The organism is Pseudomonas artemisiae (genome assembly GCF_057128685.1).
Genome location: NZ_JBSKHS010000001.1, coordinates 149,406 through 164,480, shown reverse-complemented (window position 1 = coordinate 164,480; position 15,075 = coordinate 149,406). Strand labels below are relative to the sequence as shown.

At 61.3% G+C, this 15,075-nt stretch carries 17 protein-coding genes and 1 other RNA gene; 13 read left to right on the top strand and 5 right to left on the bottom strand.

Going from position 1 to position 15,075, the window contains the following annotated elements:
• Window positions 1-248: 248 nt before the first annotated feature.
• A complete protein-coding gene (rplM, locus tag ACWKV4_RS00740) occupies window positions 249-677 on the top strand; it encodes a 50S ribosomal protein L13 (protein WP_483830220.1) in 429 nt (142 codons plus the stop codon).
• A gap of 14 nt (window positions 678-691) precedes the next feature.
• The gene (gene rpsI, locus ACWKV4_RS00735; RefSeq protein ID WP_263260446.1) at window positions 692-1,084 is read left to right on the top strand and encodes a 30S ribosomal protein S9; all 393 of its coding nucleotides are present in this window, start codon (window positions 692-694) and stop codon (window positions 1,082-1,084) included.
• Between the two features lie 14 nt (window positions 1,085-1,098).
• Here the strand turns inward: rpsI and ACWKV4_RS00730 are convergent, their stop codons facing one another.
• A complete protein-coding gene (locus ACWKV4_RS00730) occupies window positions 1,099-1,278 on the bottom strand; it encodes a hypothetical protein (protein WP_483830219.1) in 180 nt (59 codons plus the stop codon).
• Here ACWKV4_RS00730 and ACWKV4_RS00725 point away from each other — a divergent pair.
• Complete coding sequence (locus ACWKV4_RS00725) at window positions 1,277-1,894, top strand: glutathione S-transferase N-terminal domain-containing protein (RefSeq protein ID WP_483830218.1); 618 nt, start codon at window positions 1,277-1,279, stop codon at window positions 1,892-1,894. The two genes, ACWKV4_RS00730 and ACWKV4_RS00725, sit on opposite strands and share 2 nt — an antisense overlap.
• A gap of 17 nt (window positions 1,895-1,911) precedes the next feature.
• Window positions 1,912-2,343 (top strand): ClpXP protease specificity-enhancing factor, encoded by a 432-nt coding sequence (locus tag ACWKV4_RS00720; protein WP_483830217.1) that lies wholly within the window; start codon window positions 1,912-1,914, stop codon window positions 2,341-2,343.
• A gap of 149 nt (window positions 2,344-2,492) precedes the next feature.
• Here ACWKV4_RS00720 and ACWKV4_RS00715 read toward each other — a convergent pair whose 3' ends face one another.
• From ACWKV4_RS00715 to ACWKV4_RS00700, 4 genes are all read right to left on the bottom strand, one after another.
• Complete coding sequence (locus tag ACWKV4_RS00715) at window positions 2,493-3,071, bottom strand: BON domain-containing protein (protein ID WP_483830216.1); 579 nt, start codon at window positions 3,069-3,071, stop codon at window positions 2,493-2,495.
• Window positions 3,068-3,661, bottom strand: coding sequence for a phosphoheptose isomerase (locus ACWKV4_RS00710; RefSeq protein ID WP_483830215.1), 594 nt, complete (start codon window positions 3,659-3,661; stop codon window positions 3,068-3,070). The genes ACWKV4_RS00715 and ACWKV4_RS00710 overlap by 4 nt, the downstream gene beginning before the upstream one ends.
• A 72-nt stretch (window positions 3,662-3,733) precedes the next feature.
• Window positions 3,734-4,108: a YraN family protein gene (locus tag ACWKV4_RS00705; RefSeq protein ID WP_483830214.1), complete on the bottom strand. Its 375-nt coding sequence runs from the start codon at window positions 4,106-4,108 to the stop codon at window positions 3,734-3,736.
• Window positions 4,105-5,904 (bottom strand): penicillin-binding protein activator, encoded by a 1,800-nt coding sequence (locus tag ACWKV4_RS00700; protein WP_483830213.1) that lies wholly within the window; start codon window positions 5,902-5,904, stop codon window positions 4,105-4,107. Before ACWKV4_RS00700 ends, ACWKV4_RS00705 begins: the two co-directional genes overlap by 4 nt.
• 180 nt (window positions 5,905-6,084) lie before the next feature.
• Here ACWKV4_RS00700 and rsmI point away from each other — a divergent pair, with 180 nt between their 5' ends.
• From rsmI to mraY, 9 genes are all read left to right on the top strand, one after another.
• Window positions 6,085-6,951, top strand: a complete 867-nt coding sequence (gene rsmI, locus ACWKV4_RS00695) for a 16S rRNA (cytidine(1402)-2'-O)-methyltransferase (RefSeq protein ID WP_483830212.1) — start codon at window positions 6,085-6,087, stop codon at window positions 6,949-6,951.
• A 91-nt stretch (window positions 6,952-7,042) separates the two neighbouring features.
• An RNA gene (gene rnpB, locus ACWKV4_RS00690) (RNase P RNA component class A) lies at window positions 7,043-7,400 on the top strand.
• Between the two features lie 335 nt (window positions 7,401-7,735).
• Window positions 7,736-8,191, top strand: a complete 456-nt coding sequence (gene mraZ / locus ACWKV4_RS00685) for a division/cell wall cluster transcriptional repressor MraZ (protein WP_483830211.1) — start codon at window positions 7,736-7,738, stop codon at window positions 8,189-8,191.
• The gene (rsmH, locus tag ACWKV4_RS00680; protein WP_483830210.1) at window positions 8,188-9,135 is read left to right on the top strand and encodes a 16S rRNA (cytosine(1402)-N(4))-methyltransferase RsmH; all 948 of its coding nucleotides are present in this window, start codon (window positions 8,188-8,190) and stop codon (window positions 9,133-9,135) included. The genes mraZ and rsmH overlap by 4 nt, the downstream gene beginning before the upstream one ends.
• Window positions 9,132-9,425, top strand: coding sequence for a cell division protein FtsL (gene ftsL / locus ACWKV4_RS00675; RefSeq protein ID WP_483830209.1), 294 nt, complete (start codon window positions 9,132-9,134; stop codon window positions 9,423-9,425). Before rsmH ends, ftsL begins: the two co-directional genes overlap by 4 nt.
• A complete protein-coding gene (locus ACWKV4_RS00670) occupies window positions 9,425-11,173 on the top strand; it encodes a peptidoglycan D,D-transpeptidase FtsI family protein (protein ID WP_483830560.1) in 1,749 nt (582 codons plus the stop codon). The genes ftsL and ACWKV4_RS00670 overlap by 1 nt, the downstream gene beginning before the upstream one ends.
• The gene (locus ACWKV4_RS00665) at window positions 11,173-12,636 is read left to right on the top strand and encodes a UDP-N-acetylmuramoyl-L-alanyl-D-glutamate--2,6-diaminopimelate ligase (RefSeq protein ID WP_483830208.1); all 1,464 of its coding nucleotides are present in this window, start codon (window positions 11,173-11,175) and stop codon (window positions 12,634-12,636) included. Before ACWKV4_RS00670 ends, ACWKV4_RS00665 begins: the two co-directional genes overlap by 1 nt.
• Window positions 12,629-13,993, top strand: coding sequence for a UDP-N-acetylmuramoyl-tripeptide--D-alanyl-D-alanine ligase (locus tag ACWKV4_RS00660; protein ID WP_483830207.1), 1,365 nt, complete (start codon window positions 12,629-12,631; stop codon window positions 13,991-13,993). Before ACWKV4_RS00665 ends, ACWKV4_RS00660 begins: the two co-directional genes overlap by 8 nt.
• Window positions 13,993-15,075 (top strand): phospho-N-acetylmuramoyl-pentapeptide-transferase, encoded by a 1,083-nt coding sequence (gene mraY, locus ACWKV4_RS00655; protein WP_483830206.1) that lies wholly within the window; start codon window positions 13,993-13,995, stop codon window positions 15,073-15,075. The genes ACWKV4_RS00660 and mraY overlap by 1 nt, the downstream gene beginning before the upstream one ends.

The following is a 15,075-nucleotide window of genomic DNA, read 5'->3' as shown; positions in this document are numbered from 1 at the left end:
CTTGGCGGGCGGGATCGATAAATGCAAAAGCTGCTTGAGTTTTTCTGCGTAATCCGGATAATTCGCCTGCTCTGCACGAGGAGGAAGTGATGCCCCTCCCCGAACAGAGGCCCCCTGGCCGACCCCGACGCGATGACCCGAGCCCCCAAAAGCGTCTGGATGCGGCTGTCTTTGGCCTTGTCAAAGAAAGCACTATTCAGTAAGCTCCGCCGTCTATTTTTGCTGGGCGGCCCCTGAGGCTATAAAGAATGAAAACTTTTACTGCTAAACCGGAAACAGTAAAGCGCGACTGGTTTGTCGTCGACGCCGCTGGCCAGACCCTGGGTCGTCTGGCTACTGAAATCGCGAGCCGTCTGCGTGGCAAGCACAAGCCTGAATTCACTCCTCACGTTGACACCGGCGACTACATCGTCGTTATCAACGCCGAGCAGGTTCGTGTAACCGGCGCCAAGTCTACGGACAAGGTGTACTATTCCCACTCCGGTTTCCCGGGCGGTATCAAATCGATCACTTTCGACAAGCTGATCGACAAGGCACCTGAGCGCGTGATCGAGACCGCGGTCAAAGGCATGCTGCCGAAGAACCCGCTGGGTCGTGACATGTACCGTAAGCTGAAAGTCTATGCGGGCGCTACTCACCCTCATACTGCTCAGCAGCCCCAAGAACTGAAGATTTAACGGAATAGTTCACTATGTCGGCGACTCAAAATTACGGCACTGGCCGTCGCAAGACCGCAACCGCTCGCGTATTCCTGCGGCCGGGCACTGGCAACATCTCTATCAACAACCGCGCTCTGGATACCTTCTTCGGTCGTGAAACCGCGCGCATGGTTGTTCGTCAGCCTCTGGAACTGACCGGCACCGTCGAGAAATTCGACGTGTTCGTGACCGTTTCCGGTGGTGGCGTAAGTGGCCAAGCTGGCGCTATCCGTCACGGTATCACCCGTGCGCTGATGGTGTACGACGAAACCCTGCGTGGCGACTTGCGCCGTGCTGGCTTCGTTACCCGCGACGCCCGTGAAGTTGAACGTAAGAAAGTGGGTCTGCGTAAAGCGCGTAAGCGTCCTCAGTACTCCAAGCGTTAATTCGCTGTTCAGCTTTACAAAAGCCCGGTTCGAAAGAGCCGGGCTTTTTTGTCGTGCTCGGGCATGAATCCCAGGCTTGGCTCAACGCTTAAGGCGCCCTCAAGCCCGCAGGCCACTGATTTGCTGTAAGATTGCCGGTTATCGCGCGCCTTGGGCGCGTTCGTTATATCCGCTTCCAGCGAGGAGATCGCCATGGGCGTAACCAACCGGTTGGCATGTTACTCCGACCCCGCCGACCATTATTCCCATCGCGTGCGAATCGTGTTGGCTGAAAAAGCCGTTACCGTGCAGATCATCGATATGGCGCCTGGCCGTCAGCCTGCCGCGCTTATGGATGTAAACCCCTATGGGTCATTGCCGACCCTGGTGGACCGAGACTTGGCGCTGTACGAGTCCACGGTGGTGATGGAGTACCTGGACGAGCGTTACCCTCACCCGCCATTGTTGCCTGCCTATCCCGTGGCTCGAGCCAACGCTCGGCTGCTGATGCACCGTATTCAACGAGACTGGTGCGGCCACGTAGATTTGTTGCTGGACCCGCGCAGCAAAGAGGCCGCCCGAATGGACGCGCGCAAGCACCTGCGTGAGAGCCTTACTGGCGTATCACCCTTGTTTGCCGAAATGTCCTGTTTCATGAGTGATGAGCAAAGCCTGGTGGATTGCTGTCTACTGCCCATACTGTGGCGCCTGCCGGTGATGGGTGTCGAATTGCCCCGTGGCGCCAAGCCCTTGTTGGACTACATGGAGCGGCAGTTCGCCCGTGAAGCTTTCCAGGCCAGCCTGTCGGCCGCCGAACGCGAAATGCGTTAGTTTTAGAGGAGCCCTTGATGAATTCCAGTCGTCCCTATCTCGTCCGCGCTTTGTATGAGTGGATTGTAGATAACGATTGCACGCCGCATATTCTGGTCAATGCCGAATACCGCGCGGTACAGGTCCCGAAAGGGTTCGCCACTGACGGCCAGATCGTGCTGAACGTCTCGCCCAATGCTGTGCGCCACCTGCATATGGATAACGAAGCGGTAAGCTTCGAAGGCCGCTTCGGCGGCGTGGCTCATACCTTGTATGTGCCTACCGGCGCCATTTTGGGAATCTACGCCAGGGAAAATGGCCAAGGCATGGTGTTCGATCCCGATGTGCCAAGCCTCGATGACGATGAGTTCGAGCTTGAGGATGAAAGCGCGTTGGACGATGACCAGCCGCCACCCAACGACCAACCCCCACGCCCCAGCGGCCGGCCGAGCTTGAAAGTTGTGAAATGAAAAAGGCGACCCCAGGGTCGCCTTTTCACTACTTGTTTCTCCGCGTGTAGGAGCCAGCAACGCTGGCGAAAAGTGGTGTGCTGGCCTACACCACTACCTAAGCCGCCCTCTGCCAACGTGGCTGGCGGCTACAGGGTGGGTGTCGATGTTCAATCGATATATTCGAACAGCTTCACGATCTTCTGCACCCCTGATACACCCTGCACCAAGTTAGTCGCGCGGGCTGCTTCTTGCTGGGTCACCAACCCCAACAAATACACAATGCCGTTCTCGGTCACGACTTTAATCCGCGATCCGGGAATGGCGTTGTCGGTGAACATCTGGGTTTTGATCTTGGTCGTCAGCACCGCATCGTTGCTACGGGCCAGCAGTGAGGAGGGCTGGATGACCTGAAGTTCGTTCTCGACTTTCTTCACCCGTTGCACCGAGGCTGCCGCCTGCTCGGCCATGGCCTTGAGGTCTGCCCGTGGGGTTTGCCCAGCTAGCAGCACTACGCCGTTGTAGCTGGTAACTACGATGTGGGAGCCTTGATCCAGGTCTGGGCTGGCCTTGGCCACGTTGACCGCCACTTTGGTTTCGATCAGCGAGTCATCGATCTTGCTGCCCAGGGTGCGTGTGCCCCGGTCATCGTCGATGGGTTTATCGCGAGTGGCGGTCAGTACGGAGCTGCAGCCAGATACCGCGAGGCAAAGGGTCAAGGCCGCGAGGCCTAGGCGGGTGGGGTTCATTCTTCACTCCCGAACAATTGGCTGTCGATCAAGTCGCAGAGGCAGTGGATCGCCAACAGGTGAACTTCCTGGATGCGTGCCGTGACGCTCGAGGGCACGCGGATTTCAACGTCTTCTGGCAGCAGCAGCGAAGCCATGCCACCACCGTCACGGCCTGTCAGCGCCACAACGATCATGTCGCGGTCGTGGGCCGCCTGGATGGCTTGTATCACATTGGCTGAGTTGCCACTGGTGGAAATGGCCAGCAGTACATCACCTGCCTGGCCCAGTGCGCGGATTTGCTTGGAAAAGATTTCGTTGTAGCTGTAGTCGTTGGCGATGGACGTAAGCGTGGAGGTGTCGGCCGTCAGCGTGATCGCCGGCAGGCCTGGCCGCTCACGCTCGAAACGGTTAAGCATCTCGGAAGAAAAATGCTGGGCATCGCCAGCCGAACCGCCATTGCCGCAGGCCAGTACCTTGCCCTCGCTGAGCATGGCATGAACCATGACCTGGCTTGCCTGCTCGATGTGCGGGGCTAGCACCTCCATCGATTGCTGCTTTGTATCGATGCTGGCTTGAAACAGCCGGCGAATCCGGGATTGCATGTCCATCGTGTACCTTAAAACCTGAACCCGCGGGCGGGTGGCGCTGAATGCTTGAATGAATGACTGGCCAGGGCGCGCCTAACTGGCAAATGCGTCCTGCAACCAGGTAAGGCCAGGGGAGAGGGGATCATGGCCTTCGATAGCGATAACGTCGAAGCGGCAGGGATGATTGCCCCAGGCTGGCGTCTGCAAAAGGTAACGTTCAGCGGCGCGGATGATCCGGGCCTGCTTGCGCTCATCGATGCTGCCCAACGCACCGCCCCATTGACTATGTAACCGGTAGCGAACTTCGACGAATACTACTGTATCGCTATCTAGCATGACCAGATCCAGTTCGCCCTCGCGGCAGCGCCAATTGCGCGCAAGCACCTCCAAACCCTGGTCACACAGGTGGCGCTCAGCCCAGGCTTCTGCCTGCTGACCCCTGGTGCCAGGGGCCGCCTTTGTATTCACTGGGTATTGGCTGGAAGAGCAGCTGGCAAAGTGGCTGGTAGGAGCTCTACCTTGGCGTTGTTAAATTGCGCCCAAGGTAGCTGGCGCTCGATGCGTTGCGCGTTATTCAGGCTCAAGCTACCGGACAACCCTTCGATGCGGTTGCCAGGCAGCGCCTTGAGCTGGCCCAGGCGTGGTGCCAGGGTATAGGCATCGGCGCCCATGGCATACAGGCGGCCCAGGCTGCCATTGGCTTGCGGCCATTGCCGGGCCACTTGCTGGCGCAGGGTATTGTTGGCATCGAGCAGCCACGGCGTTTCGCAGAAGCGCACACCGTTGAGGTCTGCGTACTGGGCCTGATCACCGCTGGCACTGAAGACGTGAGAGGTGGCATACACCGGTACATCGCCCGAGTACTGGTAGTTAAGCGTAGGTTTTACCTGTTGGGCCTGCTGGGGGGTGGCGGTGAGGAAGATAAAGTCCACGTCCTGGCGCCGGCTGCCTTGGCCGGTGGTTCCGTTAGGGTGAGCCTGCATCAGCTCGGCGATCTGCTGCGCCAAGGCCACGGGCTGGTCGATTTGAGTAGCAGCTACCAGGGCGCCGCCGTTGGCCTGCCACTCTTGGCGGAAGGCAGCTAGCACGCGGTCGCCAAACTCGCCCTTGGGCACGATAACGGCAGCGCGCTGATAGCCATCGGCACGCGCCCTGCGGGCTACTTCGTGGGCTTCGTCCTCGGCGGCCAGGCCAAACTGGAACAGCTGAGTGGGGCCGGGCTGAAGCGAGTCGCTGTAGTTCAGGGCCAGCGTGGTGATAGGCAGTTGCGGGCGGGTGCTCAACTGCTTCACCAGGTTCTTTTCCAGCGGGCCTACCACCAAGTCAACCCCGGAGGCCTGGGCCTGACGGTAGAAATCGTCCATCGAAGTGATCCGCGCGCTATCGAACAGCTCGACACGTGGCGCCTCTTGGCCGTTTTGAGTCGTTTGATAGTAGCTAGCCATGAAGCCATCTCGCAGCGCTCGCGCTACACCCGCCAGTGGCCCTTGTTGGGGCAGCAGCAAGGCGATGTGTTTCAGGGGTTGGCTGGTAACGGTCATCAGTTGTTCGAGCGGGGCTGGCAGCGTACGCGCCGCCGGGTGGCTGGCATGTTGCGCCCGCCAGGCTTCGATGGCGGCCTTTTGCTGCTCCAACGTGCCAGGCGTTTTTACGACTTGCGCCAGGCTCAGCCAGCCGGCGAGGTCGTCATTGCCCGCGGGCTGTACCTGGTCGGCTGGCAAGCTGGAAATCAGTTTCCAGATGTCCTCATGGTTGGCTGTGCTGGCGTCCCCTTGCAGCATAGGCGCCAGGAAGATCCGCTCACGCGCGGCGGCCAGTGTTTGCCCGTCAGCCTCCAGTGCCCTGGCGCGAACGGTTTGGGTGCGCGACTGTTGGTCCAGCGGCAACTCACTCAAGTGGGTAAGGCTTGGGTGGCTCAGCGCGGTAAGGGCAGCCTTGGGGTCGTTGCGGTTCATGGCCAGCTCCGCCAGCAGTGTGCTGGCGAACACTTGCTGAGCGGGCTTGAGCTGTGCCAGGTCAATGTCGCCGAAGATCTGCGTGGCGCGGGCATCCTGATGCTCTTGCATGGCCTTGTTGGCAGCAGTGAGCCGTAGCAGGGCGGCTTCGTCGGGCGCCTTGCTGTTCGCGGCCTGTTGCAACAGCTGTTCGACGCTGGCGTCACTGGTACGTGGCAACTCACCCAGCGTAGAGCCAGGCTGGCTGGCGCAGGCCGCGAGCAGGGCCGCCAGGATTAAGGCGATTAACGGGCGCAGGCAACCGGTCATGTACATCTTCCTGATACGAATCGTTGAACGGGCAATTGTACCCAAGCACGTACACCGGTGCGACGCTGGCCCAGGGCCGCGCCGCTTCGCCGCGGTTCGTGGGGTACGCGCAGGGCAATTCGGCAAAGGCAGTCAAGGCCGTTACAATGGTCGCTTTCCGGCGTTTCCAAGGTGTGTGCTGTGACCCTCCCAGGCGCGACTGATTCAACTTTAGGCACACTTTATGTGGTCGCCACCCCCATCGGTAATCTGGACGACATGACCCCTCGGGCGCTTCAAGTGCTTAAGGATGTGGCCCTTATCGCCGCTGAAGATACCCGGCACTCCCTTCGCTTGTTACAGCACTTCGGCATCCAGACGCCTCTGGCTGCCTGCCACGAGCACAATGAGCGCGAAGACGGCGGGCGCTTTCTGGGCAAGCTGCAGGCAGGCGAGTCCGTGGCGTTGATCTCCGATGCGGGTACGCCCTTGATTTCCGACCCTGGCTACCACTTGGTGCGCCAGGCGCGGGCCGCGGGTGTGCGGGTAGTGCCAGTGCCAGGGGCATGCGCGGTAATTGCCGCCCTGTCAGCGGCGGGGCTGCCTTCGGACCGCTTTATTTTCGAAGGTTTTCTCCCCGCCAAGGCAGCCGCGCGAGCTAGCCGCCTTGCGGCGCTGAGCGAAGAGCCGCGTACGCTAATCTTTTATGAGGCGCCGCACCGTATTCTTGAGTCGGTACAGGCCATGGAGGCGGCATTTGGGGCTGAGCGCCCGGCCGTTTTGGCACGAGAGCTGACCAAAACCTTCGAAACCCTCAAGGGCGCGCCCTTGGCCGGGCTGCGGGCATTTATCGAGGCTGACAGCAACCAGCAGCGGGGTGAGTGTGTAGTGCTGGTCGGCGGTTGGGTCGCCCCAATAGGGGAGGAGGCCATCAGTACTGAAGCCTTGCGTGTGCTTGATCTGCTGTTGGCCGAGCTGCCCCTGAAAAAGGCCGCGGCCTTGGCGGCGCAGATCACTGGTGTGCGCAAAAACCTGCTATACCAGGCTGCATTAGACCGCCAAGCCTGAGGTCTGGTAAGCCTCGGCGCGCCTCTGCGCAGCGGTTCGGCTGGCTTGCGCGCTTGTATCGGGCGGCCCCGCCCGGTAACCTTGTCGGCGGAGAGTCGGTTGGACAGTCGCTGCCGTTGCATGCTCGCATGCGCGGGGGAGGAAAGTCCGGGCTCCATAGGGCAGAGTGCCAGGTAATGCCTGGGAGGCGTGAGCCTACGGAAAGTGCCACAGAAAATAACCGCCTAAGCGCTTCGGCGCCGGTAAGGGTGAAAAGGTGCGGTAAGAGCGCACCGCGCGGCTGGCAACAGTTCGTGGTCAAGGTAAACCCCACTCGGAGCAAGACCAAATAGGGTTCCATAGGCGTGGCCCGCGCTGGAACCGGGTAGGTTGCTAAAGGTGTTCAGTGATGACCACCGTAGAGGAATGACTGTCCTCGACAGAACCCGGCTTACAGGCCGACTCTCCACCTTTCTTGCCCCATCTCCCCCCGCCGTTTCGCTTATCTCCTCCCCAGGGGTAATGCCGAAAAAATCTTAATCTTCATAATTTACTTTAACTATTTGACGCATTCCCCTGGCAGGGAAAGGTATTCCCAGGTGTTTTACTGCCCTTTTTGCGGTTTTCCCCTCGATCTGTGTTGTAAATCACCGATATGTAAAGGAATTCGCTGGCCGTGCGCCTTGACGGTGCGGTGGGGGGGTTCCTATAGTGTGCGCGAGTGGAGAGAAGTGGCAGGAAGTGGGGAATTAAGGCGCATAAGGAACAATAGCGCGGCGGGGTCTATTTTCGGGGAAGCTCAACTGTGTTTCGCGGAGCCAATGCCATCAGTCTTGACGCGAAGGGCCGTCTCGCTATGCCGAGCAGGTACCGTGACGAACTGAATTCGCGCAGTTCCGGCCAGTTGATCATCACCATCGATACCGTTGACCGTTGCCTTAATGTCTACCCTCTCGACGAGTGGGAAATCATCGAAACCAAACTCAAGGCGTTGCCTTCGTTGCGTGAAGAAGTCAAGCGCCTGCAGCGCTTGCTGATCGGTAACGCGGTAGACCTCGAGCTCGATGGCAGTGGCCGCTTTTTAGTACCCCCGCGTTTGCGTGAATACGCTCGGCTGGACAAGCGAGCGATGCTGGTAGGCCAGCTCAACAAGTTTCAACTCTGGGACGAGGACACTTGGAACGCGGTTTCCGCGGCGGACCTCGAAGCTATCCAACAACCGGGCGCTATGCCTGACGAATTGCGTGACCTGATCCTGTGACGACTGACAGCAGCTTTAACCACATCACCGTGTTGCTTGGCGAGGCCATCGAGGCTTTGGCCGTGCGCCCGGACGGCTGCTATATAGACGGTACCTTTGGGCGCGGCGGGCATAGCCGCTTGCTGTTGCAACAGCTAGGTGAAAAAGGTCGATTACTGGGTTTCGACAAAGACCCCCAAGCGATTGCCACGGGGCAAGCGCTGGCGGCCGAAGACGGCCGCTTTGTCATTGTGCAGCGCAGTTTTGCCGAAATGGCCGCCGAGGCCGAGCGCCTGGGCCTTGCCGGCAAGGTAAGCGGTATCCTGCTGGACCTGGGTGTGTCCTCCCCGCAGCTGGATGATCCCGCGCGTGGTTTCAGCTTTTTGAACGACGGCCCGCTGGACATGCGCATGGACCCGTCCCAGGGCATAAGCGCGGCTCAATTCATTGCCCAGGCTCCAGAAGAAGAGATCGCCCGAGTGTTCAAGGCGTATGGCGAAGAGCGCTTCGCCCGGCGCATGGCCCGTGCGGTGGTGGAGCGGCGCGAAGCCCAACCGTTCGATCGTACCGGCGACCTGGCCCACGTGCTCAAAGACGCCAACCCTGCCTGGGAAAAGAACAAGCACCCCGCTACCCGCGCCTTCCAAGGGCTGCGAATTCACGTCAACAGCGAACTGGCAGACCTCGAAGCTGGCCTGGAGGCCGCCCTGAGTCTGCTCGAAGTGGGTGGGCGGCTGGTGGTGATCAGCTTCCACTCCCTGGAAGATCGCATCGTCAAACTCTTTATGCGCCGCCTGGAAAAAGGCGAGGCCGATAAGCTGCCCCGCAACCTGCCGGTTCAGGTAGAGCGCTTCGAACCCATCATCCGCACGCTCGGCAAGGCGCGTTTCGCCTCAGAGGCCGAGCTCAAGGCCAACCCTCGCTCGCGCAGCGCGGTAATGCGCGTGGCGGAGAAGTTGCGATGAGCAAGCCTTTCTTCAAGCCCCTGCCCACCGGCAGCTTCATCATGCTGCTGATGTTCGTAGGCGTGCTGGTGTCGGCCATCGCCGTTGCCTATAGCGCGCACCTTAACCGCACGTTGCTCAATGCGCTGTACACCGAGCTCAACGAGCGCGATAAAGCCCAGGCGGAGTGGGGCCGGTTGATTTTGGAACAAAGCACCTGGACGGCCCATAGCCGTATCGAGGCACTGGCCACTGACCAACTCAAAATGCATGTGCCCGATGCCGCTGACGTGCGCATGGTAGCGCCATGATGAAACTGGACGGCGCGCTCTTTCCCTGGCGCTTTCGGCTGGTGCTGGGGCTGTTGGGCATCATGGTCGCCGCCATCAGTTGGCGGATCATCGACCTTCAGGTGGTCGACCGGGACTTTCTCAAGGGCCAGGGCGATGCCCGCAGCATGCGGCACATTCCCATCCCTGCGCACCGCGGGCTGATCACCGACCGCAACGGCGAGCCGTTGGCGGTCAGTACTCCCGTCAGTACGCTATGGGCCAACCCCAAGGAATTGCAACTGGCCAAAGATCGCTGGCCTGACCTCGCCCGTGCCCTGGGGCAGAACCCCGCGCAATTGAGCGAGCGCCTGGAAGCCAACGCCAGCAAGGAATTTCTGTACCTGGTGCGAGGGCTTACCCCTGAACAAGGCCAAGCCGTTCTGGACCTTAAGGTGCCTGGGGTGTATGGCCTGGAGGAATTCCGCCGCTTCTACCCCGCCGGCGATGTGACCGCTCATATGGTGGGCTTCACCGACCTGGACGACCACGGTCGCGAAGGGGTGGAACTGGCCTATGACGAATGGCTGGCCGGCGTGCCTGGCCGCCGTCAGGTGATCAAGGACCGTCGCGGCAAGTTGATCCGCGATGTGCAGGTGACCAAAAACGCCAAGGCTGGGAAAACCCTGTCGCTGTCCATCGACCTGCGCTTGCAGTACCTGGCCACCCGGGAGCTGCGCAAAGCCATCACCGATAACCAAGCCAAGGCCGGTAGCCTGGTGATCATGGATGTGAAAACCGGGGAAGTGTTAGCCATGGTCAACATGCCTACCTACAACCCCAACAACCGCCGCACCATGGTGCCTGCCACCATGCGTAACCGCGCGATCATCGACGTCTTCGAGCCAGGCTCGACGATGAAGCCGCTGTCCATGAGCGCCGCCCTGGAAACTGGCCGCTGGAAGCCTACCGATAAGGTCGAGGTATACCCCGGTTCCTTGCAGATCGGCCGCTATACCATCAAGGACGTGTCCAAGTCCGAAGGCCCGGTGCTGGACCTGACCGGCATCCTGATCAACTCCAGTAACGTGGGCATGAGCAAGGTGGCCTTCGACGTGGGCGGTGAGAACATCTACCGCGTTATGTCCTCCGTGGGCCTTGGCCAGTATTCGGGCCTAGGCTTCCCAGGCGAGCGCGTAGGCAACCTGCCGAACCATCGGGAATGGCGCAAGGCGGAAACCGCCACGCTGTCCTACGGCTACGGTTTGTCGGTCACCGCGCTGCAATTGGTACACGCCTACGCCACCTTGGCCAACGACGGCAAGTTGGTGCCCCTGTCCATCCTCAAGGTGGACAAAGAGCCCGATGGCGCTCAGGTAATCCCGGCCAACGTGGCGTCCACCATTCAAGGCATGCTGCAACAGGTGATCGAGGCCCCCCGTGGTGTTTACCGGGCACAGGTGCCTGGGTATCACGTAGCAGGCAAGAGCGGTACCGCGCGTAAGGCCACCATTGGCTCGCGCGGCTATACCGAAAACGCCTACCGCTCCCTGTTCGCAGGCTTCGGCCCGGTGGCCAACCCCCGCTACGCGGTAGTGGTAGTGATCGACGAGCCTGGCACCGGCGCTTACTTCGGCGGCCTGGTATCGGCGCCGGTGTTCAGCAAGGTGATGTCCGGTACGTTGCGGCTGATGAACGTGCCGCCAGACAACCTGCCCACCACCCCGCAACAACAGGCCAATGCAGCACCGCCCGCGGCCCCCGCGCCGGTCAAAGGGAGGCAAGGCTGATGAGCATGCCGCTGACCCACCTGTTCCCCGATGCCGGGCGCGACCCATTGATTCGTGAGCTGGCCCTGGACAGCCGCGATGTGCGCCCGGGCGACCTGTTTCTGGCGGTGCCGGGTACCCGTGTTGACGGCCGTCAGCACATTGCCGATGCCCTTGCCCGTGGTGCTGCTGCCGTGGCCTATGAAACCCATGGTTCAACGGTGCTGCCCTTGACTGACGTGCCATTGATCCCGGTACGTGGCCTGGCTGGCCAGCTGTCGCGGATCGCCGGGCGCTTTTATTCCGAGCCCGCGCGCCACCTGCGGTTAATCGGTGTAACCGGCACCAATGGCAAAACCAGCGTCACCCAGTTGATCGCCCAGGCCTTGGACCAGTTGGGTACGCGTTGTGGCCTGATCGGAACGTTGGGCACCGGGTTTCACGGTGAGCTCAAAAGCGGCCGCCTGACCACGCCCGATGCGGTACGCGTGCAGGCGGCCCTGGCAGACCTGCGCAAGGCCGGTGCCCGTGCCGTGGCCATGGAGGTCTCCTCCCATGCGCTGGAGCAAGGGCGTGTCGCCGCCGTGGATTTTGCCATTGCGGTGTTCACCAACCTGTCTCGCGACCACCTGGACTACCACGGCAGCATGCAGGCCTACGCCGAAGCCAAGGCGCAGTTGTTTGCCTGGCCCACATTGAAGGCTCGCGTACTCAACCTGGACGATTCCATGGGTGAGGACCTGGCCAATCGCCCAGGTGTGTCGAAGGTCATCAGTTACAGCCTGGATAACCCCAGCGCTACATTGTATTGCCGGGATGCCCGCTTCGACGATCATGGCGTAAGCGCGACCCTGGTGACTGCCCAGGGTACTTTCAGCCTGCGCAGCACCTTGTTGGGCAAATTCAACCTGAGCAACCTCCTGGCCGCCGTGGGCGCCTTGATGGCCATGGACTACCCCCTGGATGAAATCCTCAAGGCAGTGCCCACGCTGCAGGGGCCTGAGGGCCGCGTGCAGCGAGTGGGCGGGGGAAATAAACCCCTGGTGGTGGTGGATTACGCCCATACGCCCGATGCCCTGGAAAAGGTCCTTCAGGCCCTGCGGCCCCACGCCACTGGGCGCTTGGTGTGCGTCTTCGGCTGTGGGGGGGACCGCGACCGTGGCAAGCGCCCGCTGATGGCCGAAGTGGCCGAGGCGCTGGCCGACCATGTGCTGGTCACGGACGACAACCCGCGCAGCGAGGCCCCCAGCGCTATTTTCGACGACATTCGCCCAGGCTTCAGCCGCCCCGACCGCGCGCGGTTCGTGCCTGGCCGGGGTGCCGCCATCGCCGAAGCCATTGCCCAGGCCCAGGCCGGCGACGTAGTGGTACTGGCCGGTAAAGGCCATGAGGATTACCAAGAGATCCAAGGCGACCGTCAGCCATTTTCAGATATCGCGCAGGCGCAAGCAGCCCTTGCGGCCTGGGAGGCGGACCATGCTTGAACCCCTATCCCTCAGCCACGTCAGCCAGCCCTTGGGCGGCCGTCTGGTGGGCGAGGATTGCAGTTTTACCGGCGTCACCCTCGACAGCCGCGCCGTAGCGCCCGGGCAATTGTTCGTGGCCTTGACCGGCCCGCGTTTCGATGGTCATGACTACCTTGCCGAGGTGGCCGCCAAAGGCGCGGTCGCGGCCTTGGTTGAACGGGAAGTGCCTGGGGTCAGCCTGCCACAGCTGGTGGTTGCCGACTGCCGCGTGGCACTGGGCACCCTAGGGGCGCTCAACCGTAATGCCTTTGAGGGCCCAATAGCGGCCATTACCGGCTCCAGCGGTAAAACCACCGTAAAGGAAATGCTCGCGGCCATCTTGCGCGTGCGGGGGCCGGCCTTGGCCACCCGCGGCAACCTGAACAACGACCTTGGCGCGCCGCTGACCCTGCTGGAGCTGAGCCCCGAGCATTGGGCGGCAGTCATCGAGCTGGGCGCATCCCGCGTGGGTGAAATCGCCTACACCGTGGGCCTCACTCGCCCCCACGTGGCCCTGATCAACAACGCCGGTACCGCCCATGTGGGTGAGTTCGGTGGGCCGCACAAGATCGTCGAAGCCAAGGGGGAAATCCTTGAAGGCCTCGACGCGACCGGTGTGGCCGTGCTTAACCTCGATGACGTGGCTTTCCCCGTTTGGCGGGCAAGGGCGGGCGGGCGCCCGATACTGACCTTCTCGCTGGCCAACCCCGAGGCCAGTTTTCACGCTGGGCCGATCAGCCTCGATGCCCGCGGCTGCCCAGCCTTCGAGCTGCGCGGCGACGGTATAGAACCTATCCAGTTGAACCTGCTTGGCCAACATAACGTGCTCAATGCCCTGGCGGCCGCCGCCGCAGGCCGTGCCATGGGCGCTACCTTGCCGGAAATCGCCCGAGGCCTGAACAGCGTGCAGCCAGTCAAAGGCCGCGCGGTCGCCCAGGTCACTGCCGCGGGGGCGCGGGTGATCGATGACACTTATAATGCCAACCCCTCTTCGGTGGCCGCGGCCGTTGATATACTCGCCGGCTTTTCCGGCCGCGCCGTGCTGGTATTGGGCGATATCGGCGAGCTGGGGGCCTGGGCAATCGAAGGCCACCGTCAGGTAGGGGCCGATGCCCGTGGCAAGGTCGATGCACTGTACGCGGTAGGCCCGCTCATGGCCCATGCCGTCGAGGCCTTCGGCGAAAACGCCCACCACTTCACTACTCAGGCTGAACTGATCCAGGCCTTGGCCACGGAGCAGGTCGCCAACACAACCATTTTGATCAAAGGCTCGCGCAGCGCTGCGATGGAACACGTCGTAGCGGCCTTGTGCGGTGCCAGCGGGGAGAAACATTAATGCTGCTGCTGTTGGCCGAATTCCTGCAACAGTTCTACAAGGGCTTCGCGGTCTTCCAGTACCTCACCCTGCGTGGGATTTTGGGCGTACTGACCTCGTTGGTGCTTGCGCTGTGGCTGGGGCCGTGGATGATCCGTACCCTGCAAATGCGTCAGATCGGCCAGGCCGTTCGTAACGACGGCCCACAATCGCACCTGTCCAAATCCGGCACGCCCACCATGGGTGGCGCGCTCATTCTTTCGGCCATCGGCATCAGTACGCTACTGTGGGCCGACCTGAGCAACCGCTATGTATGGGTCGTGCTGGTGGTGACCTTTCTGTTCGGCGGCATTGGCTGGGTCGATGACTACCGTAAGGTGATCGAGAAAAACTCGCGCGGCCTGCCCAGCCGCTGGAAGTATTTCTGGCAGTCGGTGTTCGGAATTTGCGCAGCGGTGTTCCTGTACACCACGGCCAGTACTCCGGTGGAAACCACGCTGATCATCCCGATGTTCAAGGACGCCAGCATTGCCCTGGGCGCGGGCTTCATGGTCCTGGCGTATCTGGTGATCGTAGGTTCCAGCAACGCGGTCAACCTCACTGATGGGTTGGACGGCCTGGCCATCATGCCTACCGTCATGGTCGGCGGCGCGCTGGGTATCTTCTGCTACCTCTCCGGTAACGTGAAGTTCGCCGACTACCTGCTCATCCCTTATGTGCCCGGCGCGGGTGAGCTGATCGTATTCTGCGGCGCGCTGATTGGCGCGGGCCTGGGTTTCCTCTGGTTCAACACTTACCCGGCCCAGGTGTTCATGGGTGACGTAGGCGCATTGGCCCTGGGCGCCGCCTTGGGCACCATCGCCGTGATCGTGCGCCAGGAAATCGTGCTGTTCATCATGGGCGGTGTGTTCGTGATGGAAACCCTGTCGGTGGTGATTCAGGTGGCGTCTTTCAAACTCACTGGGCGGCGTGTCTTCCGCATGGCACCCATTCACCACCATTTCGAACTCAAAGGCTGGCCCGAACCTCGGGTGATCGTACGCTTCTGGATCATCACGGTGATTCTGGTGCTTATCGGCCTTGCCACGCTGAAGCTGAGGTGA

Excerpts from the sequence above, each read along its gene's own strand:
- ACWKV4_RS00730 (WP_483830219.1), bottom strand. The coding sequence starts at position 1,278 with ATGGCGATCTCCTCGCTGGAAGCGGATATAACGAACGCGCCCAAGGCG.
- ACWKV4_RS00665 (WP_483830208.1), top strand. The coding sequence starts at position 11,173 with ATGAGCATGCCGCTGACCCACCTGTTCCCCGATGCCGGGCGCGACCCA.
- ACWKV4_RS00670 (WP_483830560.1), top strand. The coding sequence starts at position 9,425 with ATGAAACTGGACGGCGCGCTCTTTCCCTGGCGCTTTCGGCTGGTGCTG.
- ACWKV4_RS00715 (WP_483830216.1), bottom strand. The coding sequence starts at position 3,071 with ATGAACCCCACCCGCCTAGGCCTCGCGGCCTTGACCCTTTGCCTCGCG.
- ftsL (WP_483830209.1), top strand. The coding sequence starts at position 9,132 with ATGAGCAAGCCTTTCTTCAAGCCCCTGCCCACCGGCAGCTTCATCATG.
- ACWKV4_RS00720 (WP_483830217.1), top strand. The coding sequence starts at position 1,912 with ATGAATTCCAGTCGTCCCTATCTCGTCCGCGCTTTGTATGAGTGGATT.
- rpsI (WP_263260446.1), top strand. The coding sequence starts at position 692 with ATGTCGGCGACTCAAAATTACGGCACTGGCCGTCGCAAGACCGCAACC.
- ACWKV4_RS00710 (WP_483830215.1), bottom strand. The coding sequence starts at position 3,661 with ATGGACATGCAATCCCGGATTCGCCGGCTGTTTCAAGCCAGCATCGAT.
- rplM (WP_483830220.1), top strand. The coding sequence starts at position 249 with ATGAAAACTTTTACTGCTAAACCGGAAACAGTAAAGCGCGACTGGTTT.
- mraY (WP_483830206.1), top strand. The coding sequence starts at position 13,993 with ATGCTGCTGCTGTTGGCCGAATTCCTGCAACAGTTCTACAAGGGCTTC.
- ACWKV4_RS00660 (WP_483830207.1), top strand. The coding sequence starts at position 12,629 with ATGCTTGAACCCCTATCCCTCAGCCACGTCAGCCAGCCCTTGGGCGGC.
- ACWKV4_RS00700 (WP_483830213.1), bottom strand. The coding sequence starts at position 5,904 with ATGACCGGTTGCCTGCGCCCGTTAATCGCCTTAATCCTGGCGGCCCTG.
- ACWKV4_RS00725 (WP_483830218.1), top strand. The coding sequence starts at position 1,277 with ATGGGCGTAACCAACCGGTTGGCATGTTACTCCGACCCCGCCGACCAT.